This is a genomic window from Shimia ponticola, from assembly GCF_007995215.1.
GTDB lineage: Bacteria > Pseudomonadota > Alphaproteobacteria > Rhodobacterales > Rhodobacteraceae > Shimia_B > Shimia_B ponticola.
In genome coordinates this window covers 339,103-364,232 of the sequence record NZ_VCDK01000006.1, presented here as the reverse complement: position 1 = coordinate 364,232, position 25,130 = coordinate 339,103, and the positions used below count along the sequence as shown (strand labels likewise).

Below are 25,130 nucleotides of genomic sequence, written 5' to 3'. Positions count from 1 at the left end.
GTACTCTTCCAGATGCTGGTGCCCTTCTGTCCTAAGGTAAAGCGTGCCTAAACCAGCATGTTAGTTCATTGAAGTTGGTCGCACCTTTGCCTCTCTGCAAAAGATGAAGGGCGATCGCAATCAATGCCATCCGGGATTACCCTTTCCGTCTGAGACTGCTGCGAGGGTTGTGTCATGGAATCCACCGGGTCAGCCTGCTGCTCGTCTTTGGGAGCAATTAACCAAGCCAAGAGCAAAAGAACTAGGATCAATGCGGCAATCAGGCCAACTAGGAGAAGGATTCTCGATGAGCTATCTTTCCCTTGAGATGTAGGACTGAGTGTAGCGAACGATGATTTCTCAACAGCTTTAGCTTGCGATTTCCGTTGCAGGTGCCGTTCGATTCTTTGCAAGCGTGCTTCTTGCTCATCTTGGCGCTGAACGATTGCTTCTATGGTTCCGTGGTCAATCATACTGAGGTTTATAGCGTGATGTGAGCTACGTTTCGTTTGCGCTTGAGGGAAGGAATTTCGCAAAGACATCTGTTGGCTTTGCTGGCGTTGTATCTCGACTTCCTTTTGGCGCTGTAATTCACGTCGAGTGGCTGCTTGCTCTTCAGCCAACCTGCACTCTTGAACCTTCCTCTGCACCATGTGGATGTACTGCTCATCAGCAGGACGTGTTCCTTTAGCTGCCGTAGGCGAGATGATGACCCTTCCAATTTTCTGTGACACATTGAGCAGCCCAAACGCGGCCTCGATGACAGTGTCCAGAAGCTGCCCCCCCTCTTCGGTTTGATGCAATAGTTCAGTCTCGGGCTTCATTCGAAAGCTTACCTGGGCTTCCACACGAGGGACGTGATGCAAGATACCCAGTCGTTCAGACAGGGCGCTTGAGCTGCGTCCCTCACTTAAGGCATCTTCAACTTGAGGATATAAGATATCGTACAAATATTCGGGAACGCCTGTTAAGTCGAAGCTGCGCGCATTTATGCAAACGCAAGCACCGAGAATTCCGACTCTTTTGTTGAAATCTGTGATCTTGCTGACAAGGCCAATGAGCCAGAGGCTGTCCCGCTCCACGTCGATGCTCTGAATGAAGAGCGATGGTGTTGTAGCAGACGACGGGAGCAGTCCCTTCATTACTCGGTCAGAACGAAACTCAAGAGGGCTGTTGTGAAAGGTGAGGAAGCCAATTTCACCGTTCGCCTCAACTTTTAGGCCATCATATGAGTTAAAAACGGCTTCGCCGGTTATGCTGGTGGGAGATGACACGGGACGAATATCAGCTGTTCATTTGCCGAAATATTCGCGCCAATGTGCCTGGCCCTAAGCGCTTCCCAGTGAACTGACGATAAATCCAAGAGAATATCTGCGATGAGTTGCGCTTGTCGAACCGGACAATCCGTTCCACGGTTTTTTCACCCTCCTCAAATGCTCGAATATCCCCCACATGCAGAGGCGTGATGGCCCTCTTTTCTTTGCGCCAGGAGTTGTAGATCGCGAAGGTCTTAGGAGCGAATTCCTGAAGGTATATTTTGGTTAAGCCACCGGTCAGGACGTCCAGCCCTACCGTATCTGTCCGCCTTTGATGCAGGCGATGCAGTGCTAGCGATGGATTAGCTATGACCACGGCCAGCGAAAACGTCTTGATCCGATCCTTCACGTTGCGGTTCAGCCACGTAAAGAGATTGTGGAAGAGGAGATCGTTCTCCAGCTTGTTAGGGTGAACGACCAAGATGATCGTCGGACGGACCCTTGAGTTTTTGAAGAGAGCTTCAAGAGCGTCAGGAAGCCGAGGATTGCTGCCTTCTCGTGCAACGACACGAACGAGGTCTTCTCCAGAAACTTCAACGACACTGAAGTTGAGTTTCGTCTTCTGTCCCTTCAGTGGAACGACTTCATAGGTCAGCTCACGAATAGCATCAGCGCCAACCGGCGTGGCGCCGAGGAATCTTCCGCTGTTGAAGACCTTCTGCCACTGGTTCAGCATCGCCTGACCCGCGTAGTTGGGCACCTTTCGTCGTTCAGGAATGATGATCTCATTCTGTAGGTTCGGCGACTCATCAATGTACTTGAACAAAGATGCAAGAAGTGTCGTCTTCCCTGAGCCAGGCAAACCAAACGGTATGACGTAGTTACCGCTGCGGCTGCGGGCGTCCTCTGCCGTAAATGCCGCTTCGCTTCCCCCGCTACCTACAAGTTCTGCGAAGGGATCATCGTCATCATCGACACCTGGGGGGATCGTCCCGCCGGACGCAATGGGTCTAGTTTTGTCAGTGTACAGGTAAGAAGCTTGCACATCCGAAAAGCCTGAACCCTTCCGCTTATCGTCATCCTTTTCCATCGTCAAAAACCGTCGTCAATTTCGTCAAACGTTCCTGGTCCTTCTTCAGGCAGTACGCCACCTTCTCCTGGGCGGAACGCGACAAAGGCATAAAGGATCGGCACAAAGTCAACGACGATGGATAGGATCGCTGCCATGATCGTCGCGCTAAGGCTTGGGACTTCGAGGAAGCCGTTGCGTAGGCTATAAACGATCTCGCCCAGCCGACCTAAGGTCGGATCAATGAAGGCGTGGTCCACCTGTGCAGAGGCGGGTAGGACCGCGTTAGCCTCCCTCTCAATCATCTGACTGTCATCGGAGAGCTGTGAGAGAACACTAAGATCAGCCCCTGCCCGCAGTGCATCGTCAGCGTTTCCATAGAATGCTAGGCGCTCATCAATCTGGCTTATCACGGCGCGGACCGCCTGAAATGGGCCAGCGACGCTTGAGTTCTCTTGCGCCTCTTGCACTAAGCCTCGAAAGGCGTCGTAGAATTCTTTGCGTTCGGCTTGGGTGGATGATGGACCGGGCCTGCGCAGGTCCGTGACCTCCACACCTAGGAGCGCATTAATGGCGTTGATGTGACCCGCGCAGCGCTCACCACACCCCAACCGTGCAGGATCGTTCATTTGCGTCCACATCTGGCGAAGCTCAGTTTCGATCCGTGCGCGCCGATCGCTTTCTTCTTGAACGGCATCTAGCCGCTCGAGGCGGGCACTTGTGTTCGTCAGGTCTGTGGAGAAGACACGATATTGCTCACGTACCGTCGAAGCGAGCACGTCGCTCGTCATGAAGTTGGTATACAGGTAGTTGAAGTTGCTGACACTTGAAAATGTTGCTGCCAAGATGAACAACAAGAATGCTGGAGCCCAAGGCAAACCGCGTTCTCTATTTCGCTGAAGCATGAAGTCCGCCGCGAAAAGCAATAGGCCAATTACTCCGGTAAAGTAGATCGTGAGGGGCCCGAATGTTCGCTCAAACCCGAAATAAGTGAGGAACAAAGAGATCCCGATGCACAGCAGTACCAGCAGGTAATATACAACTCGAATAATGAACATGTCAGAGCCTTCTCAGCTTAATTATGGTGAACCTAACATCAATCACAGGAGGGTAAAGGCAAATCCATATCTCCAGGATCTGCTGAAGCGGTCCAATTGGTCTCAATCAAAAAAAATATCTTCAGCCTAAAACTGAGCAACTTGACGGTCGGCGGAAAAACCCAAAACAACAAACTATGAAAGGTCGGAAATTCAATATTCCTAGACCCACAAAAGAGTGCCGTTCGACCTCAACTAGGTGTAAGAAAATCCTTCACCGAACCACAATGATACTAATGATTCCCCACCCCCGGCCACAACTCCCCCATCGACATCGTCCGCCCATCCGGCTGAACAATCCGCACATGCCGCCGCCTTAGCTGCCTTGGCTCCAGCACGCCGACAGAATGGGCAATCGTCTCGACCTCTTTCGTCAGATGCTGGGCGTAGCGGGCGACTTTGCGGTATTTGTCTTCGGGGACCAGACCCTTTTGGAACCTTGGGTCGTGGGTCGTGATGCCTGTGGGGCAGGTGTTCTTGTTGCATTTCAGCGCCTGAATGCAGCCCAGTGAGAACATGAACCCCCGGGCCGAGGTCACGAAATCCGCGCCTGCGGCCAGCGCCCATGCGACGTCACCCGGATTGACCAGCTTGCCCGAGGCAATCAGGCGGATGCGGTCCTTCATCCCGGCCTTCTCAATCATATCGGCTACACGCGGCAGAGCCTCTCGGATGCTCATCCCGACCAGATCCATCAGCGGCATGGGCGACGCACCCGTCCCGCCCTCGCCCCCGTCAATCGTGATGAAATCGGGCGCGGCGTCCGGCCCGCGTTTGGCCAGCACCTCAAAGAACGCCTCAAAATCCGCCGGGTCGCCGATCACCGTCTTGAAGCCCGTGGGTTTGCCAGTCACCCGCCGCACGCGGTCGATCAGGTCCAGCAGGTCGTCAAAGTCATCAACTTCCACATGGCGGTTCGGACTGATGGAGGATTTCCCCTCTGGAATGCCCCGGATCGCCGCGATCTCTGCATTCACCTTTTCTGCGGGCAGAATGCCGCCCTTGCCCGGTTTAGCGCCCTGGGCCAGCTTGATCTCGAACATCCGCACCTGATTGTGCGCCGCGACCTCGCGCAGTTTCTCATCGCTCAGGTTCCCCTCGGCATCCCGCACGCCGTACTTGGCCGTGCCGATCTGAAACACGATGTCCGCCCCACCCGACAGGTGATAGGGCGACAGCCCGCCCTCGCCCGTGTTCATCCAGATGCCCGCCTCCTTCGCGCCCTTGCTCAGCGCCTCGATCGCGGGCCGCGACAGCGCGCCGTAGGACATGCCGGATATGTTGATGATCGACGTCGCCACATAGGGCTGCAGACAGCCCGCGCCGATGGTCACAGGCCGCGTCTCGCAGAACTGACCGTCAATCGGGGGAAAGGCCGCATTGGTGAAGATCGGCGTGCCGGGGATGCCTAAAGGCCGGGTGGAACCGAACGCAATCGTGCTGTCCTTGCCCTTGGTCGCGCGCCCGATCCAGTCCCGCTGCGCCCGGTTAAACGGCAGCTCCTCGCGGTCCATAGCAAAGAAATACTGGCGAAAGAATTCGCCCAGCTCGGTGAAGATGTGCCTGAACCGCCCGATCACCGGGTAATTGCGGCGGACCGCGTCCTCGGTCTGGCTGCGGTCGGCGATGAACATCATCAGCGCCACCGCCGCAAACGCCCCCACGACCACCACAAACCCAATCGCCAGCGCCTGAAACAGGAACCCGACCCAATCAAACATCTCACCCATACGCGCCTCCTCCTGCCCGCCACGCTAGGCAAAGCGCGCGCCGCATACCAGCACCGATCCAGTCAGTTTTGCGTCAGGTGGTGTGAGGCGCGCCTGCGGGCGCATTTGGCCCGATCCGCCCAATCGACAGATAAGACCCCGCAATCATCACGGCAGCGGTGGCCAGACAAAGCGGCAGCCCACCCACCTGATAGGTGAGCCCGGACAGCAGCGTCCCGATCAGGCGCCCCGCCGCATTGGCCATGTAGTAAAACCCCACATCCATCGTGACCCGCTCGGCACTCGTGAAATGCAGGATAAGGTAGGAATGCAATGACGAGTTCAGCGCAAAAAGCGCCCCAAAGGCCAAGAGGCCAACGACCACCGCCCCTGTCAGCCAATTGGCCGGTCCACCCGCGCCCCACGCAGCCAGCGCCAGCGCGGCAGGCACAAAGAACAGCGCCCCAACCCAGCCCTGCGCGCTGGCAATGATCTCATCCTCTGACTTCTCCTTAGCCCGGAGCAAACGCGGCGCAGAGGCCTGCACCGCGCCGTACAGGATCACCCAAACCGCCATGAAGGTGCCGACCATAAAGAATGCCGCGCGATTGCCCTCTGGCGTGCCATCCGACAGGACCGAATAGAAATAGATCGGAATGCCCACCACAAACCACACATCCCGCGCTCCAAACAGGAACACGCGCCCGAGGCTGAGCCAATTGACATTCGGGTTGTTCGAGAAGACCTCTTTGAACTTCGCGCCTTTCTTGCCCGCAGGCAGACCCGGCGGCATGCCCCAAATCACGGAGAGGAAGATCAGCCCAAGGATCACCGCCATACCCAGAACAGCAGGCACAAACCCGACCAGCCCCAGCGCGACCGCCCCAATCAAGAACCCGCAGCCTTTGACCGCGTTCTTGGACCCGGTCAGCACAGCAACCCAGCGAAAGAGCCCCGCATTTTCTGACGGCGCCAGCAGTTTCACCGCGCTCTTGGAACTCATCTTGGCGAGGTCCTTAGCAACACCGGACAAGCCCTGCACCAGCATGACAAAGACGACCGACGCCGGCACCGACCACGCCGGATTCAGCTGCGCCAGTGCCGCCAAGGCTACGACCTGCAGCACCAGCCCCGCATAAAGCGTGCTCGTCAGTCCAAACCGCGCCGCAATCCATCCAGCGCTCAGGTTCGTCACGACCCCGGCGACTTCGTACAGAACGAAAAGATACGCCAGTTGCACCGGTGAAAAGCCCAGCGTGTTGAAGTGTAGCAGCACCAACATCCGCAGCGCGCCATCGGTCAGCATGAACGCCCAATAGGCCGCCGTGACGGCGACATAGGCGGCAAATCCCTCCGGACGGTCGGTCACAGCGAGACCCCAACCATCCGTGCGACATCAATCAGGCGATGGGCATAGCCCCACTCATTGTCGTACCACGCATAGACCTTTACCTGCGTGCCGTTGATCACCATTGTCGACGGAGCATCCACGATCGAAGACCGCGCGTCATTGACGTAATCGGTCGACACCAATGGCCGCTCCTCGTAGCCGAGGATGCCTTTCAAAGGCCCCTCCGCTGCGGCCTTGAACAACGCGTTCACCTCTTCGGACGTTGTCTCTCGCGCTACCTCAAAAACGCAATCGGTCAGCGACGCATTCAAGAGCGGCACTCGCACCGCATGCCCGTTCAACTTCCCCGTCAGTTCCGGATAGATCAGAGTGATGGCCGTCGCCGAGCCGGTCGTCGTCGGGATCAGAGAGTTCAAGGCCGAGCGCGCGCGGCGCAGGTCCTTGGCCGGGCGGTCCACGATCGTCTGCGTATTCGTCACATCATGGATCGTCGTGATCGACCCGTGTTTGATGCCCAGACCTTCGTGGATCACCTTCACCACGGGGGCCAAACAGTTGGTCGTACAACTCGCAGCCGTCACAATGCGGTGGGTCGCCGGGTCATAGATGTCGTGGTTCACGCCATAGACGATGTTTGCCGCGTTGCCGTCCTTGACCGGTGCGGAAACAACCACCTTTTGAACGCCCGCGTCGAAATAGGGCTGTAACTTGGCCTCGGTCTTGAACACACCGGTGCAGTCGATCACCACATCGACACCACCCAGCGGCAGCGCCTCAATCGTGCGCTCTTGCAGGGCCGGAATGCGCGTGCCGTTGATGGTGATGCTGCTGTAATCTGCCGAGAACTCTGCGTCCCAGCGTCCATGCACAGTGTCGAATTCAAGCAGGTGGGCGTGCATCGCAGGACCGCCAACTGCATCATTTACAAACGCGATCTCTGCGCCGCTCTCCAGCAAAGGCTTCAGCGCCAGTTTTCCGATCCGGCCAAGGCCGTTCAGCGCGTAGGTGGTCATGTCTTAGTCCTTGGTTTCAATGATTTCGCGCCCGATCCCATCGACCTGCGCCTGCAGTGTCAGACCGCTCAGCGTTTCGATGGGAAGGGCGGCAAAGGCTTCGATCCGGCCCTTCATCGCCTCAAACGCCGCGCGAAATGCGGCTTTGTGCTCGACTTCGGACCCTTCAACTTTGGCCGGGTCGGGCAGGCCCCAATGCGCCGTGATCGGCTGCCCGGGCCATGCCGGGCATTCTTCGTTTGCGGCTTGATCACAGACCGTAAAGACGAACTGCATGATCGGGGCGTCCTGCCCTTGGAACTCTGCCAGGGACTGGGACCGCAGATTTTCGATAGATACGCCCGCCTGTTCCAAAGTGGCCAAAGCCAACGGATGCGGCGCGTCAGATGGAAAGGTCCCGGCGGAAAACACGTTGAACCGATCTCCGGCCAAATCGCGCAACAAGGCTTCGGCGAAAATCGACCGGGCGGAGTTTCCGGTGCAAATGAACAGGACGTTGAACTTGTCTTGCGGCGTCTGTCCCAACCCTTCTCTGAACGGGTCCACAAACTCAGGCGGGCACAGGTCGGGCCGTCCCCCGCAACAATCCAGAAACAGCGATCGGACCATGCCCTGCGCCCCAGCGAGATCCAGAGCATATCGCAACGACGTGCCCTGCCGTTCTTGTGTGATGAGTTCAGCCCGCGTCAGAGCACCCAGATAAACAGAGGTCGTCGACGCCTTCAGCCTCAGTGCCTGCGCAATCTCACCCGCCGGCAGCGCGTCCGGAAACCGGCGCATCAGCAGCCGAAAAACAGCCATTCTTTGCGGATGGGCCAGTGTACTAAGTCGATCTATCAGCATTGATTCCATATTTCATGAATATATGAAATATATGTGACAGGCGACCCCTCAGGAATATGACTGCCGGCGCGCCGGCATTCTGCCCTAGGATGCGATGATACTTGTCAAAGCAAGGGAAACCGCCATGCGCCATCTCTTTCTGGTTTTCTGTCTAGTCACCACGACCGCCGATGCCACCGTCATAGGCGGCGCCATCGTGAACCAGCACGGCAACGGTCAATTCGTGAAGCTCAGCACCGAGACACCTTTCGCTGTTGGTGCAGATACCTTCAACACCGACCACCTCTATGCCTTTGACGAAGACCAGAACATCACCCTGATTGAACCGCTCCGCATCGATATCGGCAACGAAGGCGGCATGATCCCGGCAGGCACAGTAGTGGCCAGCCATTACGTATTCTTTGACAGCCTTGATGGCTTTCACATGGGTCATGTCGATTTCCACGCGCCTATCCTCGGTGTTGCCGCACAACAGGACACAATGGCTGCCACCGATTTTCTCGCAAACACGCAGGTCACTTGTATCAGCACTGGTTTGCGCGGACTGGAACGCGGTGATCTGGTCTGGATCGACGAAGATGACCCGCACCGCCTTTGGGTCTCATGGGCCGGGTCCAGTCCGGGCGACTACATCCGGGTATTCACAGAAAAATCTCCAGCGCTTTTCATGTAACCGCCTGCCGCTTTCGAAAGGCTAGACCTTCAGCCAACGAGCAAGAACAGGCCGACCGCCATGGCTTCAAAACAAAAAAAGCCCCGCATCGCTGCGGGGCTTTGCGTTTAGTGGACCACGACATCCTCGGGTGGTTGCCGGTTTGATGAACTGATCCGGTCCCCCACGATCAGACCATCGACCCCTGCGCTGACCTGAATTGTGTCGCCATCCTTCACGTCACCGGCCAGCAGCATTTCAGCCAACTGGTCCTGCAACGCACGTTGGATCACGCGCTTCAGAGGACGCGCACCGAAGACAGGGTCATAGCCTTCGTCGGCGAGCCACGTCCGGGCACCATCGTCCAACTCCAGCGCGATCTTGCGCCCGGCCAACCGCTTGCGCAGGCGGGCCAGCTGGATGTCGACAATGCCGTCCATATCGGTGCGCCCCAGACGGTCAAAGATGATGGTCTCGTCCAGACGGTTCAGGAACTCGGGCCGGAAATGCGCCCGGACCGCATCCATCACATCGCGCTTGGCGGCCGATGCATCCGCGCCATCCGGCAGTTGCGACAGCGCCTGCGCGCCAAGGTTCGACGTCAGGATGATCAGCGTTTGTTTGAAGTCCACCGTCCGGCCCTGACCGTCAGTCAGCACACCGTCATCAAGGACCTGCAACAAGACGTTGAACACATCAGGGTGTGCCTTTTCGACCTCATCGAACAGGACCACCTGATAGGGCTTACGCCGCACGGCCTCGGTCAGCACACCGCCTTCGTCGTAACCGACGTAACCCGGAGGCGCGCCGATCAGACGGGCAACCGCGTGTTTCTCCATGAACTCGGACATGTCGATCCGAACCATGGCGCTATCGTCATCAAACAGGAACTCGGCAACCGCTTTGGTCAACTCGGTCTTACCGACACCGGTTGGCCCAAGGAACAGGAACGACCCAAGCGGACGGTTCTCGTCGTTCAGCCCAGCCCGCGCCCGGCGCACAGCATTTGCCACCGCCTTAACCGCGCTATTCTGACCGATGACCCGCTTGTGCAGACCGTCTTCCATGCGCAGCAGCTTCTCACGCTCGCCTTCCAGCATCTTGGACGTCGGGATCCCGGTCCAGCGCTCGACAACCTGCGCGATCTGCTCAGGGCGCACAGCCTCTTCGACCATCTTGCCTTCGGCATCCTCGGCCTCGCCCAGCTTTTTCTCAAGCTCGGGGATCACGCCGTAGGACAGCTCACCAGCCTTCGCCAGATTGCCTTCGCGCTTTGCACGGTCCAGATCAGCGCGCACAACATCCAACTGCTCTTTCAGATCGCGAGCCGACGCCAGTTTGTCCCGCTCTGCCTGCCACTGCGCCGTCATCTCGGATGATCGCTCCTGCAGTTCGGACAGCGCCTTTTCCAAGGTCTCCAGCCGATCTTTCGACGCCTGATCGTCCTCAAGCCGCAGTGCCTCGACCTCGATCTGCTTTTGCATGATGTCTCGGTCCAATGCGTCGAGTTCCTCGGGCTTGGAGTCCACTTCCATCCGCAAACGCGACGCGGCCTCGTCCATCAAGTCGATGGCCTTGTCCGGCAGAAAGCGGTCGGTGATGTAGCGGTGCGACAAGGTTGCCGCCGTCACCAGCGCGCTATCGCTGATCCGCACACCGTGGTGCAGCTCGTATTTCTCCTTGATACCGCGGAGGATCGAAATCGTATCGACAACAGTTGGCTCATCCACCTGCACAGGCTGGAACCGCCGTGCCAATGCCGCGTCCTTCTCCACGTGTTTGCGGTACTCATCCAGCGTCGTCGCTCCGACACAGTGCAATTCGCCCCGCGCAAGCGCAGGCTTCAGCAGGTTCGACGCATCCATCGCGCCGTCCGATTTACCGGCACCGACCAGCGTGTGCATTTCGTCAATGAAAAGGATGATGTCGCCAGCCGCAGCCGTGACCTCATTCAACACAGCCTTGAGGCGTTCTTCAAACTCACCCCGATACTTCGCACCAGCGATCAGAGCGCCCATGTCGAGCGAGAGAAGCCGCTTGTTCCGCAAGCTTTCCGGTACGTCACCATCAATGATCCGCAGGGCGAGCCCCTCGGCAATAGCGGTCTTACCCACGCCGGGTTCACCGATCAGAACCGGATTGTTCTTGGTCCGGCGGCTTAGCACCTGCATCGCACGGCGGATTTCATCGTCGCGACCAATGATCGGGTCAATCTTGCCCTCGCGCGCTCGCGCGGTCAGATCGGTCGCATATTTCTCAAGCGCCTCATAGCTGTCTTCAGCCGACGCGCTATCCGCTGTCCGGCCCTGACGCAGATCATTGATCGCCTCATTGAGCTTCTGCGCGGTGACGTTGCCTGCGCCCAGTGCGTCTTTGGCAGCGGATTTTACAAGCGCCAATGCCATCAAGACCCGCTCTACTGGGACAAAGCTGTCTTTGGCCTTCTTCGCGACGCTCTCAGCCTCGGCCAGCACCTTGGCCAGCGTCTGGTCCATGGACATCTGCCCATTGCCGCCCGTCACCTTGGGCAATTTTCCCACGGCGATGTCGGCTGCCTGCGCGACGGCGCCAGCGTTGCCACCGGCACGACCGATCAGATTGGCGGCAAGTCCTTCGCCGTCATCCATCAACGCTTTCAGCAAGTGTTCAGGGGTCAGCCGCTGGTGATCTTCCCGGGCGGCAATCGTTTGCGCCGCCTGCAGGAACCCGCGCGCACGCTCGGTGAACTTCTCTAAGTTCATCGGTCTCTCCTTCTCGTAAGCGCCCTTGTTTTGGATGCCTGCTCTTGCAGCACACCTGTTTAGGCCTCGGAAGATAAATGGGTATGGTGCCGCACTGCTGCAAGTATGCAACACCCTATTTCTGCCCGACACACGCCGACGCACCGGAAACCCGAGTTGACGCGGGGAACACGTCACCGTGATTCCCCGATGTAAATGGAACAAACGCCTCCCAACTTTGTTGTGTGATCATTAACTTATGAGCAGGAGGTCACGCCATGAAAGCTGTTCGCGTTTTCGATATTTCTTTCGACCCATCAGCAGGCATCTACAAAGGGACCGTCACGCTGACCGGACCACGCCCCCTCTGGAATACCCGTGTCAAAGTGGAAGGCCACCGAAACTGGACACCCGGTCAGGTCGTCACCGCCCTGAAAACCCGAGCCGAGGCATAAGCCCATGGAAATTCGCAACGCCATTTTTCACAAGGTGACACGCGACCGCGATTTTGGCCGTGTAGAAGCCGTCGTGACCCTGCGCATGCAATATCATCCCGCTTTGCCGCCGGTTGTTGAAACCGTGTTGGCCTCCGTGCCCGCGCGGCGGACACGAGGATTGCGCCAAAAACTGATCAATGAGGCAAGCCGCGTCGCTACGCTCTTACGCCGATCCGACAACATGGCTTTGGCAGCTTAGCACGCCGTTTAACCGCAATTTAAACCACTGCGATCCAAAGTGCCCCCATAATCACGCGGGGGCACTTCATGCATATCCTGGACATTATCATCCAATCCCAGCGCATCAGCGAAGATGGCACATCGGTCGTTGGCAAAGTGACATTCTCGATCCGCACGCGCGCTGGAAAGTCTCGTCAAATCTGTATGGACTGCCACACGCGTCTATCCAAGCGGATCCGCCCCGACGCGCTTTTGATCAGCGATGCAATCCGCCAGTTACGGCGCATGCCGGAAATTCGCTCTGGCACCGAGCGGCTCAGCTTTGCCAAAGGCATGAACCCGCTGCGCAACGCCTGTGCCGCCTGATTTGCCTCCCAACACGCTCATTTACAACAGATCACAGCCCGACTAGGTCATCGATCAGCGCCACTCCGCAGGAGACTTCCGATGACCAAGCCCCACGAACGCACCGCAGACGACCGCCTGATCGTGGCGATGGACGTTCCCAACGCGCTTGCCGGGTTGGAACTGGCCGGACAGCTTGGAGACTCTGTTTCATTTTACAAGATCGGGCTTGGAATGCTCACCGGTGGTGGTCTCGCGCTTGCCAATGAGCTGAAGGCCGAACACGGCAAGCGCATCTTTCTGGATATGAAGCTGTTCGATATCGGCGCAACGATCGAAGCCGCCGTCCGCGGGCTGGCCCAATTCGATCTTGATTTCCTCACGGTCCATGGCGACCCGCATGTGGTGCGCGCCGCCAAAGCAGGTGCCGCAGATAGCGAGCTTAAAATTCTAGCCGTCACGATCCTGACATCACTCGACCGCGATGATTTGGATGCGTCGGTGATCAAGGATGGGGCCATCCCGGATCTGGTGACCGAACGTGCAGGTCGTGCATTCGACGCAGGGGCAGACGGTGTCATTGCATCACCGAACGAAGCCGCGCTGATCCGCGCCCTGCCAGAGGCCAACGATCGTTTGATCGTCACCCCCGGCGTGCGCCCCGTCGGCTCTGACCTTGGCGATCAAAAGCGTGTCGCGACGCCAGCAGAAGCTATTGCCAACGGCGCAGACCACGTGGTTGTCGGACGCCCAATCTGGGCCGCACCAAGCCCGTCAGACGCGGCCGAGGCGATTTTGGCCGAACTCGCCTCTCCGCAGGCCGCACTGCGCAACCACTAAACACTTGCCTTTCCGCCAAAAACCCGGCCCCCTCTTGGAAAACAGGAGGGGTCGATGGAGTTGTTGCTGACCGTGGGACTGCCGCTATCGCTGGCATTCATCATGTTCTCGTTGGGCGTCGGGCTCACTTTTGCCGATTTTGCACGTGTCGCGACGCGACCAAAGGCATTCCTGATTGGGGCTGTGGCGCAGCTCATCCTGCTGCCGCTCACCGCATTTGCGCTGCTCCACATCCTGCCCTTGCAAGGCGCTCTCGCTGTCGGCGTTATGATCCTTGCCTTCTGTCCGGGCGGCGTGACCTCGAACCTTTTGACCCGACTGGCAAACGGGTCTGTCGCGCTTTCGATTTCGCTGACCGCAGTCATCAGCCTGACAACCGCTTTCACCTTACCGCTGCTTTTGGACTTCAGCGCCGATTACTTCGAAGGCACCTCGGCTCCGGATATCGATGTCACAACCCTCTCGCTGACGATGTTTGCCATCACCGCGGTTCCGGTGCTGATCGGCGTTCTTTTTCGCCGCTTTCTGAACGCGACGGCGCTGGCCATCGAAACCCTGCTCTACCGCATTGCCGCTGCGCTCTTTGTTATCATCATTCTTGCGGCCCTTGCCGCCAATTGGTCGCTTTTCATCGACAACCTTGCGACCATGGGTCCGCTGCTCATCGGTCTCAACATCGTCATGTTGGGCTTGGGAGTCGGACTTGCCCGCGCAGCAGGCCTCGACAGCGCCGAAAGCGCAGCCATCGCTATTGAGGCGGGCGTCCAAAACGGCACGCTTGGGATCACCGTCGCGTCCTTGATCACGACCACCGCGCTCAGCCCCTATGGCCTAGCGTCAGGTGTCTACGGGATCACCATGTACCTTGTGACGATCCCGGCGATTTTCCTGTTCCTGCGCCGCCAGCCCGCAAAGCCAGCGAGCTAAACGTCAGGCAAGCATCGACCCGCCAATCTTGACCGACTGGGGCCGGTAGGCTTTTGCGACATGGCCTGCCACCATCTCGGCCGTCGCAGCAGACAGCGTCCAGCCAAGGTGGCCGTGCCCGGTGTTGTAAAACACGCGCGGATGACGTCCGCGACCGACGCGCGGCATCATCGACGGCATCATTGGCCGCAGGCCTGCCCACGGCACTACATGCTCGGTCGAAACATTCGGGAAATAGCGTTCGACCCAATCGACAAGCGGTTGCACCCGGTCTGCCCGGATGTCGCGGTTTTCGCCGTTGAATTCTGCGGTCCCGGCTACGCGGAAACGGTCCGCGCCCAGCCGCGATGTCACGATCTTGGCCGCATCATCCAACAAGCTCACTTGCGGTGCGCCAGCGCGGCTTGCCTCATCGGGCAAATGCACGGTGATTGAGTAGCCTTTGACAGGGTAGATGTTCACACGGTCGCCCAGTTGCTGCGCCAACCCGCGCGAGCCAACGCCTGCCGCCACCACGACACCGTCAAAGCGCTGCGTTGTATCGGTGTCAATCTCGACATGATCGCCTTTGGCGCGCACGGCTTCGACGCGGTGCCCATAGGCAAAGGTCACCCCTTGCCGCTCAAGCCACTCCGCCAAGCCAACGGAATATTTGTGAATGTCGCCGGTCGTATCCGACTGCGTATAGTACCCACCCAGAATGTTGCCGGTCAGCGTGGGTTCAATCTTGCGGATTTCCTCGGGCGACACCGCACGCCTCTCCAATCCGCCTTGGCGCAGCAATTCGGTCACCCCCGCGGCGGCCTTCAAGTCACGTTCCGTTTCATAGAAATGCAAAATACCCGCCGGGCTATGGTCAAAGTCGATCCCGGCAAGCTCAGCCATCTCGTGAAAGGTCTTGCGCGCCGCAATCGCCATTGCAGCCGTTTGAACGGTGTGGCTCCGGTAGCGCGGAATATTGGCGAGAAACTCGGCCATCCAGCTGATTTTGTGCCAGCTCGGTTTCGGCGACATCAACAGCGGCGCATCGTTGCGCGCCATCCATTTGATCCCTTTCAGAACTGTGCTCCAGCTATTCCAGACCTCTGCGTTCGATGCGCTCAGCTGGCCGCCATTGGCAAAGGAGGTCTCCATCCCGGCATAGCGCTGCCGGTCGATGACCGTTACATCAAAGCCGCGCTGATGCAGTTGGAAAGCCGTGGTGATGCCGGTGATTCCGGCGCCGATGACAGCAATATGGGTCATGGCAAGGGTCCTCTTCTCATCCGAAGCGCCTGCTCCGGGTCCCTTGCCCCCTCCGTCCCTAACCTGAGCGTTTCGCGCAGCCACAAGATGTGATCACACTTTCGCCTTCGGTACACGCGCCTTGGCGTGGTTCTCCGGAGTGTTGCACGTCCTCCGGTCCCTTTGCCTGAGAGTTTACCGGGGCGGTTGCTCCTTCGGCGGCGGACCTCCGCGCTCTCCCGGCGGACGTGTTTCGTATCGGAAACATACGCCCAAAGCCCATCCCGATCAACAATTTTTCCGCAAACGTGATCACAAATTCACATCTACTTTTCAAATAGATAGTGAATAAGACGATCTTTCAGCACCGGAACCGCACGCGGATCACCCAGAAACCGCTGTTGTGACCACAGCGCCCACTGCTGACCTTCGTCTCCAAATCGAATCTCTCGCGCACGATCTCGCGGCAACCGCGCTGCAAAGAACCAGACACGTTTGTCGGGGGCCGGGTCATAAGGTTTTGCGTAGACCAAATCACTTGGTTGCAGTGTCAGCGCAAATTCTTCCCATGTCTCGCGGATTACAGTCTCCTGCGGGGTTTCTTCCCCTTCCCGTCCCCCGCCGGGGAAATCCCACCAGCCCGGCCATGGAATACCTGGCTTGTCATCGCGCAGATAAACAACCAGATCATCCCCAACAAACAGCGCCACCTTCGCCCCGTGAAACTCAGTCCTGTTCTTCATCTTTCCACAAAAACTCCCGCCGGAGGCTCCTGCCATATCCGCCCGAGCTGCCCTGTGATACCCTAGCGCCATGCCTGCCCTCTGCCGAGACTGTCTGCACCAATATGACGATGGCGTGCGGTGTCCATCCTGCCGCTCGCCTCGCACCATTTCGCATCCGGAACTGTTTGATTTGTCCATCGCGCATATGGACTGCGATGCGTTCTATGCCTCGGTCGAAAAGCGCGACAATCCCGATCTGGCCGATAAACCCGTAATCATTGGTGGCGGCCGTCGCGGTGTCGTCTCCACTGCTTGCTATGTCGCTCGCATCAGGGGCGTGAAATCCGCCATGCCCATGTTTCAAGCTCTCAAGCTCTGCCCTGAGGCCGTGATCGTCAAGCCCCGCTTCCCCGCCTACGAAGAGGCCAGTCGCGCGATCCGCCAGATGATGGAGGAAATGACGCCGTCCATCGAACCGCTTTCACTGGACGAAGCCTTCATGGATCTGACCGGAACCGCCCGCCTGCATGGCGCACCTCCGGCCGTGATGCTCGGGCGTCTGATCCTGCGGATGAAGAACGAGTTGAGGCTGACCGGCTCCATCGGGCTGAGCCACAACAAATTCTTGGCCAAGGTTGCCTCCGATCTCGACAAACCGCGCGGGTTTTCGGTGATCGGCAAAGCCCAGACCGCAGAGTTTCTCCATGATAAACCTGTGCGCCTGATTTGGGGTGTCGGTCAGGCCACGCAGTCGGCGCTCGACAAGGCGGGCATTCGCACCTTTTCCGATCTCCTCCGATGGGATCAACAAGATCTGCATGCACGTTTCGGGTCGATGGGCGACAGGCTTTATCGACTGGCTCGCGGCCAGGACAGCCGCCGTGTCGCGCGCGATCCGCGCATGAAATCCATCTCGAACGAAACGACCTTCGCCTCCGACACATCTGACCCTGACATTCTGGATGGGCATATCTGGCGCATGTCGGAAAAAGTATCAGACCGGGCCAAAGCCAAGGGTCTGATGGGCCGCGTCGTCACCTTGAAACTGAAACGCGCGAACCACACACTGATCACCCGCCGCGTGTCGCTGCATGATCCAACACAGATTGCCGACCGCATCTATCGCACCGCCCGTGACCTCTTTGATCAGGTCAACCATGACAGCGCCTATCGTTTGCTTGGTGTGGGGTTGTCCGACATCTCAAAGGCCGCCGACGCCACCAGCTATGGCGACCTTCTGGACCCGGACGCTGGTAAGCGGGCACAGGCCGAACGCGCCACCGACGTGATCCGCCAGAAATTCGGAGCCGATGCGATTCTAAAAGGACGTGCGCTGCGCTAATTCTTACGATCCGCTCAACGCAACGGAGGCCGCATCATAAGATCGCAACCAGGACGTCATCTGCCATCTGATCAGCGCGTCCTTTGGAATAATCTCAAAGTCCACCCCCGCCCGTCGCGCAGCCGTGCTGACACGCGTTTCATAGGGGCCGAAGCGACCGTCGGTGTCGATCATCACGATCTTGGGTGACTTTTGGGTGATCTCGGCGGCAAACAGAACCTGCTGCAAACTGTCCAGCGATGACCGCTTGTCCATCCCGACTTCGATCACCTGGTCTGAGGTCTCGCAATCGGTGCGAATGCGATGAACGTCATATGCTGCAGAATAGGCATGGGTGACTTCAGTCTCACCGCCCAGCATCAAAATGCAAAGAATTGCCGCGTAACCCAACTCACCCATGCTCTTTATATGGGTGCAATTAACGATTTGTTAACCTTCGTTAACGCGGCGGGTCGATTAAAGGATGCCGTCTGCGCTGGTGAGGGCCAACCCATCAATCACAGCCGTAAACGCCTCCGAACGCAGAACGGCCGCGTCAGGACAGGTCGCCACCACCGCGTCTGAAACCATTCCCATCAAGCTGGAGCCGCCGACAAGGATGACGCGCGTGATGCGATCCGCGCCAATGCCAGCGACGGAGAGGGTCTGGGTGATTGCCTCGATCATCTGTGCCTTGGGCGCCCGCAACGCGTCATTGAGTTGGGCCGCCGTCACGCCGATGCGCAGTCCTTTTTCGACCAGACCAAGGTCGATCGACGCCTCGGGCGAGGTGTTCACAGCGATCTTTCCGGCCTCAACCGCGAAGGCGATGTCATGGCCAAGCTCTTCGTCCAGAACCGTTTCAAACCGGCGCATGGCCACGGCATCTTCAGCCAGCCGCGCCATATCACGCACCATGCGCCGGGTGTCCGGGGCATAAACAAAAGGTATCTTCGACCAACTCGACAGGTCGAGATACGGTGCCTTCGGCACAGGCAATAGCCCCTCGCCCATCTCACGGCGCAGCATTGAGCCGAGACCAAGCGCCGGCATCGCACGATCCATCGACACCAGATGGTCAAAATCCGTCCCACCCAGACGCACCCCGTAGGTCGCAACGATACGCGGGCTGCCGTCGGCGCTTTCAAAGATGGAAAAGTCAGACGTCCCGCCCCCGATATCAACGATGAGCCCCAATCCGTTCTGATTACCCATGCCTTGGCAGGCCCGCGCAGCAGCTTCTGGTTCGGGAAGGAAGTCGACAGTCGCAAAACCTGCAGCGGCATAGCAGGCACGCAAATCGGTTTCGGCTTGCGCATTCCGCCCGGCATCAGCGGAATGGAACCGAACCGGACGCCCGGAAAGGGCCGATGTAAACACCATCCCCGTCGCTGCCTCTGCTCGCTCCTTTACTTCTCGCAGAAACGCCGCAGTGACATCCAGAATAGTTTGACGTTTTCCGCCCAGAACGCGCGGTTCGTGGGCAAGCGGTGTTCCCAGCACGGATTTCAGCGCCCGCATATAGCGGCCTTCTTCTCCGTCGATCAGCGCGTCAGAGGCCGCCTGCCCGATCTGCATCCGCCCCTTGGATGGAAAGAACACAGCCGTTGGCAGCGTGTCGGAGTGCCCCTCAATGGCGAGCCGCCGAATTTGCCCATCCTGAAACACGGCGCAGGCCGAATTCGATGTCCCAAAGTCAATGGCAAGCGTTGCGGCACGCATCTGCACGGCTCCCGTGGAAAAGCCGCCCCGATAGGCAATTCCCAACGCCGCTGCAAGACGGAGCTGAGACCTGTTATTCTGCGGCGACCGGCAGTTCGGTACGCCAAAGCCCGGTCACCTCTTCGATCACATCACTCAGCAAACGGCGGAACGCGTTGAAATTGGCGTTGGGCATGATCTGCGCCTCGTCCATGTACAAAGATCGGTCGATCTCGACCTGAACCACATGCTGGTTCCGGGAGGGGCGACCATAGGCCTGCGCGATATAAGCCCCGGCAAAAGGCGCGTTGCGTGCCACGGTCAGCCCCGCATTGGCAAAGGCCGCTTCGATCCATTCGACCACTTCGGGCGACGCGGCCGCCCCGAACCGATCTCCCAGCACCACATCGGCCGCTTTTGTACCCCGGCTTTGAACGATCGCGTCGCGCGGCATGGAATGGCAATCGATCAGAACAGCCCACCCATGGCTGAGCCGCGCCTCAGTCAAAAGCGATTGCACTTGATCGTGGTAGGGACGCCAGTAATTCGTGATCCGCTGATGCACCTCATCCAGCGTGATTTTCCCGCGATAGATGGGACGCCCGTTCGACACGACACGCGGCACGACGCCAAGCCCGGATGCAACGCGCGGATTATGGGCCACTTTGCGCAGGTCGCCGATCAAGGCCGGGTCCAACTCTTCCGGCGCACGATTCAGATCAACATAGGCCCGCGGTGCTGAGGCCGTGATCAGCGGCGCACCATAAAGTGGCGCACGCTCAAACAAGCGGTCGACGAAGGCATCCTCTGACGACCGAATCGCATGATCGTCCAGAATGGTCTTTTTCAGGAAATCAGCGCGATAATCGCGCCCGGAATGCGGCGACGCGAACACAACACCCGTTGTTTGAACCTTTGGTCTGTGCAGATGAAAGGCTGTCTGTGACATTATGGGCTCTGGTTCCGCGCGGAAATCCTCATTCCGGAGAACATAGCACGACAAACCCCCTCCAAAAGCCCTTGATCCCCCCAGCGGGTCGAATTATACGGCGCGAACCTGACGGGCGGCGAAAGCGTCGCCCGTTTGGTTTGATCCAAGGCAGGTCTCCTGTCAGCGGGTTGGTTAACGGGCGCGTAGCTCAGCGGTAGAGCACTTCGTTGACATCGAAGGGGTCACTGGTTCGATCCCAGTCGTGCCCACCATGAACTGAAACCTTGGGCTAACCGCAGCCCGATGGAAGGAGAGAGACAGATGAAAGTGAAGAACTCACTTCGCTCGCTCAAGAACCGCCATCGCGATTGCCGCGTTGTGCGCCGCAAGGGCCGTGTTTACGTCATCAACAAGACGCAACGCCGGTTCAAAGCCCGTCAGGGTTAAGAGCAGTCGACAGCGGGGTCTCGGCCCCGCCTGAAAAGCCGCCATGCGACACCCGTCGATGGCGGCTTTTTCGTTTTTACGGGCTGCGGTAAGCTGCAGGCATGACGTTCCCTAGGTTCGATATAATTGCCGCCGCCGTCGCTGACCCGACCCGAGCGCAGATCATGTGTCACCTCATGGATGGGCGCGCCTTTACGAACAGGGAACTCGCGAGCGCCGCCGGAGTGACGCCACAGACTGTCAGTGGCCATATGGCTCGGATGACCGACCTTGGGCTGGTGCATGCCGAAAAAAGCGGTCGCACTGTCTATCACAGGCTTGCCGGGGATGACGTCGCGCAGCTGCTGGAACAGCTCTCCTGCATCTCACCCTGCGATGACCTTTATCTGCGCCAAAGGCATCGCGCAGGCCAAACCGCCTTTGCCCGGTGCTGCTACAACCACCTTGCTGGCCAATTGGGTGTCACGCTGACCGAAGCGATGCTCGCGCAAGCGGACCTTGCCGCTGATGCATCCGGCGTCCGGTTGACGTTCAAGGGCGAAGCGACTCTGACAAACCTTGGCATCCCGCTCGGCAAGGCAGGTTTGCGGCCCTGTCTGGATTGGACCGAACGAAAACACCACCTTGCAGGTCCTCTGGCGACCGCGATGCTGACTTGGTTTCTCGAGAACGACTGGCTTCAGCGCTCGTCCACACCGCGCGCGCTCACGTTAACGCCCAAGGGCACTCGGGGTCTACGCACCGCCTTCGGCGTCACGATTTGACAGTTCGGGCCGGGCCGAAACATTTCGTTCAAGCGCCCCCTAGGATCAAGGCTCCTTTCAAATACAGGTGCCTCACAATGTTCCCCAGCCTTCCCACCGACCGCTATACCGTTGAAACAGGCCTTCTGATCCACTTGCAGGTCCCTGAGCCTGCGGTTCAGGCCGTCTGCGCGCATATTCGCACCGTCACATCCATGACCTATGGCGACTACGACGCGGTTCAGTTTCAAACCGCCCCCGGACGCCAATCATTCCGCGCCTTGGGCCATGGGCGCAACGCGCCCACAGCCGACATTGTGCACGTCCCTTGTGTCGAGGTCAGCTTCTTCATCACTGAGCGCGAATTGGACGCGACCCTGCGCGCCATCTACCACGCGCATCCTTATGAAGAGCCAGTGATCTATGCCCAACCCACACTGAGGAGCCTGCACATAAGAGGGTTGGACGAAGACAACCCCAACCGTTTCTGGAATCAGTCAACGCCAGATTGGGTGCCCGACGAACACCGCTAGCCCGACAACAACGCAACAGCCGTATCCTGCCCAACAAAGCCGGTCACAGGCAAATTGCGCGTACGCTGGAACCTGCGGATCGCGCGGCGTGTCTCTTGGGTGAATTGCCCGTCCACCGTGCCAGGGTTTTGCCCCTTCTGACGCAACCTTTGCTCGATCAACACACGTGTGATCTGCAATTGGGTGATCTGCGCTTCCTGACTGCGATCCTGCGCGATGCGCGCTTCGCTGGCGCGATCCTCACGCGCGGCTCTGATCCGTTCACGTGCGGCATCAGCAAAGACGCCATCAGGATGCTCTTCGAGATACCGGCGATAGGCCGCTACAGTATTTCGAGAGACAGCTCTGTCCCAAGCCGCCCGATCCTGAGCCTCGGCTTCTGCCCGCGCCTCGGCTTCGATCTGATCCAATTCAGACCGCGCAATTTCCGAAAACTGACCATCCGGGAAATTCCTCAGATAATCGCGAAGCTGGTCCGGCGACGGGTTCGTTCCCAAGCTCACCCAAAACGCGCGGTCCCTGCGCAGTTCTTCGGCCCGCCGCGCCTCTGCCTCTGCTTCCAGCTCCGCCGCCCGCAGGCTGGCCTGTGCTGACAGAGCGGACAGTTGGTTCGCACTCAAAAACCCGCTCTGTTCAAAGCCGCGCGAGCCTTGCCATGCCCGGATCGCCGCCCGTGTACCCCGTCCGAAAATTCCATCGATGCCACGCGGATCAAACTCCAACAGAGCCAGATTGCGCTGGATCTCGCGCCGCGCATTGCGGTTCAAGGCCAACGCCTGTTCTGCTGCCTCTGCGGCGTTTTCGGCATTGCCGCGCAAACGATTCAGGGCTGCGTTCGCCTCGGCCACGTAGATCCCGGATGGAAATCGGTCGACATAGGCCTGATAGGCCTCGGCCGTGTCCAGATCCTGCACCACATCCCAATAGATCAACTCTTCGGACCGCGAATCCTCTGGCAAGTCACGCCCGTTTTCCAAAAATGCGATGCCCTCCGGCAAATAGCCCTGCGCCGCGACACCATTTTGATCAAATGCCTCCCGCACGGACGCGCCCGGCGACCCTAACAGGTCGCGCGCAAGCAACCGCGCCAATGTCTCGGTCGGGCCGCTTACAATCGCCACCCCGTTCGGCGCCGTCGGAGCTTCGACCTCTGCATCCTGCAAAACCTGCACGGGAACGTCCTGTCCCAACAGCAGCAAAGCACGCCCTTGCTGCTCGCTCAGCATTTTCAAAACAGGCGCAAGCGCCAGCCCACGCTGTCCCACATTGAAACGTGTCACGCGGCGCGATGCCTCGCCAAGCAGATAGCTTTCACCGCTATCGGCCGCGAACTGTCCGGCAAGAAAGATGATCAGCCGATCTTCGCCCCCTAGCCGCCCCGCGGCGTCCATCATCAGGTTCGCCATCTCCGCAGGAGACCCGTTGCGCAGCGACAAAACGTCGAAGCCCGCCTCTTCCAGAGGGTTTTTAACCGAGGTCGCAAAGCGCGCGTCGCGCACATTCGGCAACCCGTCATAAGCGGTATTGCCAATCAGCACCGCAACATCCGCTTGCGCTGCCAAGCCGACCCAACACGCCACCACACCGGCCAGTAAACCACGTTTCACCATACAAAGGCCCTCCCTTGGTTCCAGCATGGCCCAAAACCACGCTGCTATCCAATAGCGAGAGTATTCAGGCGTCGTAGTTGCGCTGATCCTCTATCAACACGCCGTCTGTTGGCAGGCTGCCTGCGGCAACCACCTCCACGGTGGCTTTGAGTTTGAGCACATCCACGATGCTGGCGGCATAGGCGTCCTGTGCCGCCTCTTCGCCTTCGATGCGGACAGTCATGGCGTCCTGATCGCCGTTACGCGTCGCCACGACGCGGGCGCGCGTCACCTCGGGGTGCTTAGCGACCAGCGCGGCAACCTGCTCGGGTCGCACGAACATTCCCTTGATCTTGGTGGTCTGGTCTGCGCGACCCATCCATCCCTTGATGCGCATGTTCGTCCGGCCACATGGGCTTTGTCCGGGCATCATGGCGCTCATATCCCCGGTCGCAAAACGCACCAACGGATAGTCTGGGTTCAGCGATGTGACCACCACCTCGCCGACTTCGCCCACAGGCAGCGGATCGCCCGTGCCCGGCGTCACGATCTCGACGATCACGCCTTCATCGATCACCATGCCTTCCATGGCAGGTGTCTCATAGGCAACATGACCCAGATCAGCCGTCGCATAACACTGGCGACAGGTGATGCCGCGATCCTCGTAATAGCTGCGAAGCTGCGGAAAGAGCGCGCCCCCTGAAACAGCCGCCTTGTCAAACTTCAACGGCACGCCCAGTTCGTCAGCCTTTTCAAGAATGACCTTCAAATAGTCTGGCGTCCCCGCATAGGCCGTTGTTGCGATCGCCGCTGCCGCCTGCACCTGCAACTCTGTCTGGCCGGTCCCAGCAGGCAACACCTTGGCTCCGACCGCGCGCGCGCCGTTTTCAAACATCATCCCCGCAGGCGTCAGGTGATACCCGAAACAGTTCTGCACGATGTCATCTGCGCCGATGCCCAGCGCATGCAGATACCGTCCAAAACGCCACCAATCATGGCTGACGCCACCGGGCTCATAGATCGGGCCAGGGCTTTGAAACACATGTTGGATATCACCCACCAGCATCCCACCGAACGGCGGAGTGTCCTTCTGCCACCCGCTCAACTCGGATTTGCGCAACACGGGTAACGTCGCCAATCCGGACATATCCGCAACGGTCCCGACATCCGGCAGGCAGGATCCCTCGTGACTGGAAAGACGCCTGAGAATGTCGTTCAACTGACCCAGCTGCGCGGCCTGCCGTTCATCACTGCTGCGGGTTTCGAGGGCATCAAAATACGTCATGACCGTCTCAACTTTCTCCGGGACTGCGCCCCGGCCTGTCTGTGCAAAATTCCGTTGCGCGCCAAACGGGGACGGGGCGACAATCCTTCCTGTGGGCAATCGCCGACTGAGCGCGCTAAGTATGCCGGTGCATTCCAAACCCGAGTTCGGCGC

General features: G+C 58.8%; 25 protein-coding genes, 1 tRNA gene and 1 riboswitch. Of the genes, 11 read left to right on the top strand and 15 right to left on the bottom strand.

Translation table 11 applies throughout. The annotated features are described in order from the left end of the window. Window positions 1-65: 65 nt before the first annotated feature. The 7 genes from FE702_RS15295 to FE702_RS15265 all read right to left on the bottom strand — a co-directional run bounded on the left by FE702_RS15295 (window position 66) and on the right by FE702_RS15265 (window position 8,326). Entirely contained in the window at window positions 66-1,253 is a 1,188-nt protein-coding gene (locus FE702_RS15295; RefSeq protein WP_147127189.1) for a cell envelope integrity TolA family protein, read from the bottom strand. A 10-nt stretch (window positions 1,254-1,263) separates the two neighbouring features. Further along, window positions 1,264-2,325 carry a hypothetical protein gene (locus FE702_RS15290; RefSeq protein WP_147127188.1) on the bottom strand — a complete coding sequence of 354 codons (1,062 nt, stop codon included), beginning with the start codon at window positions 2,323-2,325 and terminating at the stop codon, window positions 1,264-1,266. A 2-nt stretch (window positions 2,326-2,327) separates the two neighbouring features. Next, window positions 2,328-3,362: a caldesmon family protein gene (locus tag FE702_RS15285; RefSeq protein ID WP_147127187.1), complete on the bottom strand. Its 1,035-nt coding sequence runs from the start codon at window positions 3,360-3,362 to the stop codon at window positions 2,328-2,330. A 272-nt stretch (window positions 3,363-3,634) separates the two neighbouring features. Then, window positions 3,635-5,131 carry an FMN-binding glutamate synthase family protein gene (locus tag FE702_RS15280; protein WP_255449704.1) on the bottom strand — a complete coding sequence of 499 codons (1,497 nt, stop codon included), beginning with the start codon at window positions 5,129-5,131 and terminating at the stop codon, window positions 3,635-3,637. Between the two features lie 73 nt (window positions 5,132-5,204). Next, complete coding sequence (arsJ, locus tag FE702_RS15275; RefSeq protein WP_147127186.1) at window positions 5,205-6,479, bottom strand: organoarsenical effux MFS transporter ArsJ; 1,275 nt, start codon at window positions 6,477-6,479, stop codon at window positions 5,205-5,207. After that, window positions 6,476-7,474, bottom strand: coding sequence for an ArsJ-associated glyceraldehyde-3-phosphate dehydrogenase (locus FE702_RS15270; protein ID WP_147127185.1), 999 nt, complete (start codon window positions 7,472-7,474; stop codon window positions 6,476-6,478). Before FE702_RS15270 ends, arsJ begins: the two co-directional genes overlap by 4 nt. 3 nt (window positions 7,475-7,477) lie before the next feature. Further along, window positions 7,478-8,326 carry an arsenate reductase/protein-tyrosine-phosphatase family protein gene (locus tag FE702_RS15265; protein ID WP_147127184.1) on the bottom strand — a complete coding sequence of 283 codons (849 nt, stop codon included), beginning with the start codon at window positions 8,324-8,326 and terminating at the stop codon, window positions 7,478-7,480. Window positions 8,327-8,441: 115 nt separating this feature from the next. Between FE702_RS15265 and FE702_RS15260 the strand changes: the two genes are divergently transcribed. Continuing rightward, on the top strand, window positions 8,442-8,990 hold the full coding sequence (locus tag FE702_RS15260; protein ID WP_147127183.1) for a hypothetical protein: 549 nt from the start codon (window positions 8,442-8,444) through the stop codon (window positions 8,988-8,990). A 107-nt stretch (window positions 8,991-9,097) separates the two neighbouring features. On the opposite strand, the gene clpB is transcribed toward FE702_RS15260, so the two are convergent. Beyond that, a complete protein-coding gene (gene clpB / locus FE702_RS15255) occupies window positions 9,098-11,710 on the bottom strand; it encodes an ATP-dependent chaperone ClpB (protein ID WP_147127182.1) in 2,613 nt (870 codons plus the stop codon). A 257-nt stretch (window positions 11,711-11,967) separates the two neighbouring features. Between clpB and FE702_RS18645 the strand changes: the two genes are divergently transcribed. The 5 genes from FE702_RS18645 to FE702_RS15235 all read left to right on the top strand — a co-directional run bounded on the left by FE702_RS18645 (window position 11,968) and on the right by FE702_RS15235 (window position 14,478). Next, window positions 11,968-12,144, top strand: a complete 177-nt coding sequence (locus FE702_RS18645; protein ID WP_186827111.1) for a hypothetical protein — start codon at window positions 11,968-11,970, stop codon at window positions 12,142-12,144. 4 nt (window positions 12,145-12,148) lie between these two features. Continuing rightward, entirely contained in the window at window positions 12,149-12,385 is a 237-nt protein-coding gene (locus FE702_RS15250) for a hypothetical protein (protein ID WP_147127181.1), read from the top strand. A 68-nt stretch (window positions 12,386-12,453) separates the two neighbouring features. After that, a complete protein-coding gene (locus FE702_RS15245) occupies window positions 12,454-12,732 on the top strand; it encodes a hypothetical protein (RefSeq protein WP_147127180.1) in 279 nt (92 codons plus the stop codon). An 81-nt stretch (window positions 12,733-12,813) separates the two neighbouring features. Continuing rightward, entirely contained in the window at window positions 12,814-13,551 is a 738-nt protein-coding gene (pyrF, locus tag FE702_RS15240) for an orotidine-5'-phosphate decarboxylase (RefSeq protein WP_147127179.1), read from the top strand. A gap of 54 nt (window positions 13,552-13,605) precedes the next feature. After that, window positions 13,606-14,478, top strand: coding sequence for a bile acid:sodium symporter family protein (locus FE702_RS15235; protein WP_147127178.1), 873 nt, complete (start codon window positions 13,606-13,608; stop codon window positions 14,476-14,478). Window positions 14,479-14,481: 3 nt separating this feature from the next. Here the strand turns inward: FE702_RS15235 and FE702_RS15230 are convergent, their stop codons facing one another. Beyond that, window positions 14,482-15,723 (bottom strand): D-amino acid dehydrogenase, encoded by a 1,242-nt coding sequence (locus FE702_RS15230; protein ID WP_147127177.1) that lies wholly within the window; start codon window positions 15,721-15,723, stop codon window positions 14,482-14,484. A gap of 144 nt (window positions 15,724-15,867) precedes the next feature. Beyond that, window positions 15,868-15,954: riboswitch (glycine riboswitch) on the bottom strand. A 74-nt stretch (window positions 15,955-16,028) separates the two neighbouring features. Beyond that, window positions 16,029-16,445: an NUDIX hydrolase gene (locus FE702_RS15225; protein WP_147127176.1), complete on the bottom strand. Its 417-nt coding sequence runs from the start codon at window positions 16,443-16,445 to the stop codon at window positions 16,029-16,031. A 70-nt stretch (window positions 16,446-16,515) separates the two neighbouring features. On the opposite strand from FE702_RS15225, the gene FE702_RS15220 reads away from it, so the two are divergent. After that, a complete protein-coding gene (locus FE702_RS15220; protein ID WP_147127175.1) occupies window positions 16,516-17,769 on the top strand; it encodes a DNA polymerase IV in 1,254 nt (417 codons plus the stop codon). A gap of 3 nt (window positions 17,770-17,772) precedes the next feature. Here the strand turns inward: FE702_RS15220 and FE702_RS15215 are convergent, their stop codons facing one another. From FE702_RS15215 to FE702_RS15205, 3 genes are all read right to left on the bottom strand, one after another. Beyond that, window positions 17,773-18,168, bottom strand: coding sequence for a hypothetical protein (locus FE702_RS15215; RefSeq protein WP_147127174.1), 396 nt, complete (start codon window positions 18,166-18,168; stop codon window positions 17,773-17,775). Window positions 18,169-18,225: 57 nt separating this feature from the next. Beyond that, a complete protein-coding gene (locus FE702_RS15210) occupies window positions 18,226-19,470 on the bottom strand; it encodes an Hsp70 family protein (protein WP_147127173.1) in 1,245 nt (414 codons plus the stop codon). Window positions 19,471-19,543: 73 nt separating this feature from the next. Next, entirely contained in the window at window positions 19,544-20,398 is an 855-nt protein-coding gene (locus FE702_RS15205) for an N-formylglutamate amidohydrolase (protein WP_147127172.1), read from the bottom strand. Window positions 20,399-20,577: 179 nt separating this feature from the next. Here FE702_RS15205 and FE702_RS15200 point away from each other — a divergent pair. From FE702_RS15200 to FE702_RS15185, 4 genes are all read left to right on the top strand, one after another. Then, window positions 20,578-20,652 (top strand) — tRNA-Val (locus FE702_RS15200). A gap of 49 nt (window positions 20,653-20,701) precedes the next feature. Then, the gene (ykgO, locus tag FE702_RS15195; RefSeq protein WP_008562923.1) at window positions 20,702-20,827 is read left to right on the top strand and encodes a type B 50S ribosomal protein L36; all 126 of its coding nucleotides are present in this window, start codon (window positions 20,702-20,704) and stop codon (window positions 20,825-20,827) included. Window positions 20,828-20,928: 101 nt separating this feature from the next. Beyond that, window positions 20,929-21,591, top strand: a complete 663-nt coding sequence (locus FE702_RS15190; RefSeq protein WP_147127171.1) for an ArsR/SmtB family transcription factor — start codon at window positions 20,929-20,931, stop codon at window positions 21,589-21,591. 77 nt (window positions 21,592-21,668) lie between these two features. Continuing rightward, the gene (locus tag FE702_RS15185) at window positions 21,669-22,103 is read left to right on the top strand and encodes a hypothetical protein (RefSeq protein WP_147127170.1); all 435 of its coding nucleotides are present in this window, start codon (window positions 21,669-21,671) and stop codon (window positions 22,101-22,103) included. On the opposite strand, the gene FE702_RS15180 is transcribed toward FE702_RS15185, so the two are convergent. Then, entirely contained in the window at window positions 22,100-23,713 is a 1,614-nt protein-coding gene (locus FE702_RS15180; protein ID WP_186827110.1) for a peptidoglycan-binding protein, read from the bottom strand. The two genes, FE702_RS15185 and FE702_RS15180, sit on opposite strands and share 4 nt — an antisense overlap. 64 nt (window positions 23,714-23,777) lie before the next feature. After that, the gene (locus FE702_RS15175; protein WP_147127168.1) at window positions 23,778-24,977 is read right to left on the bottom strand and encodes a phenylacetate--CoA ligase family protein; all 1,200 of its coding nucleotides are present in this window, start codon (window positions 24,975-24,977) and stop codon (window positions 23,778-23,780) included. Window positions 24,978-25,130: the final 153 nt, after the last annotated feature.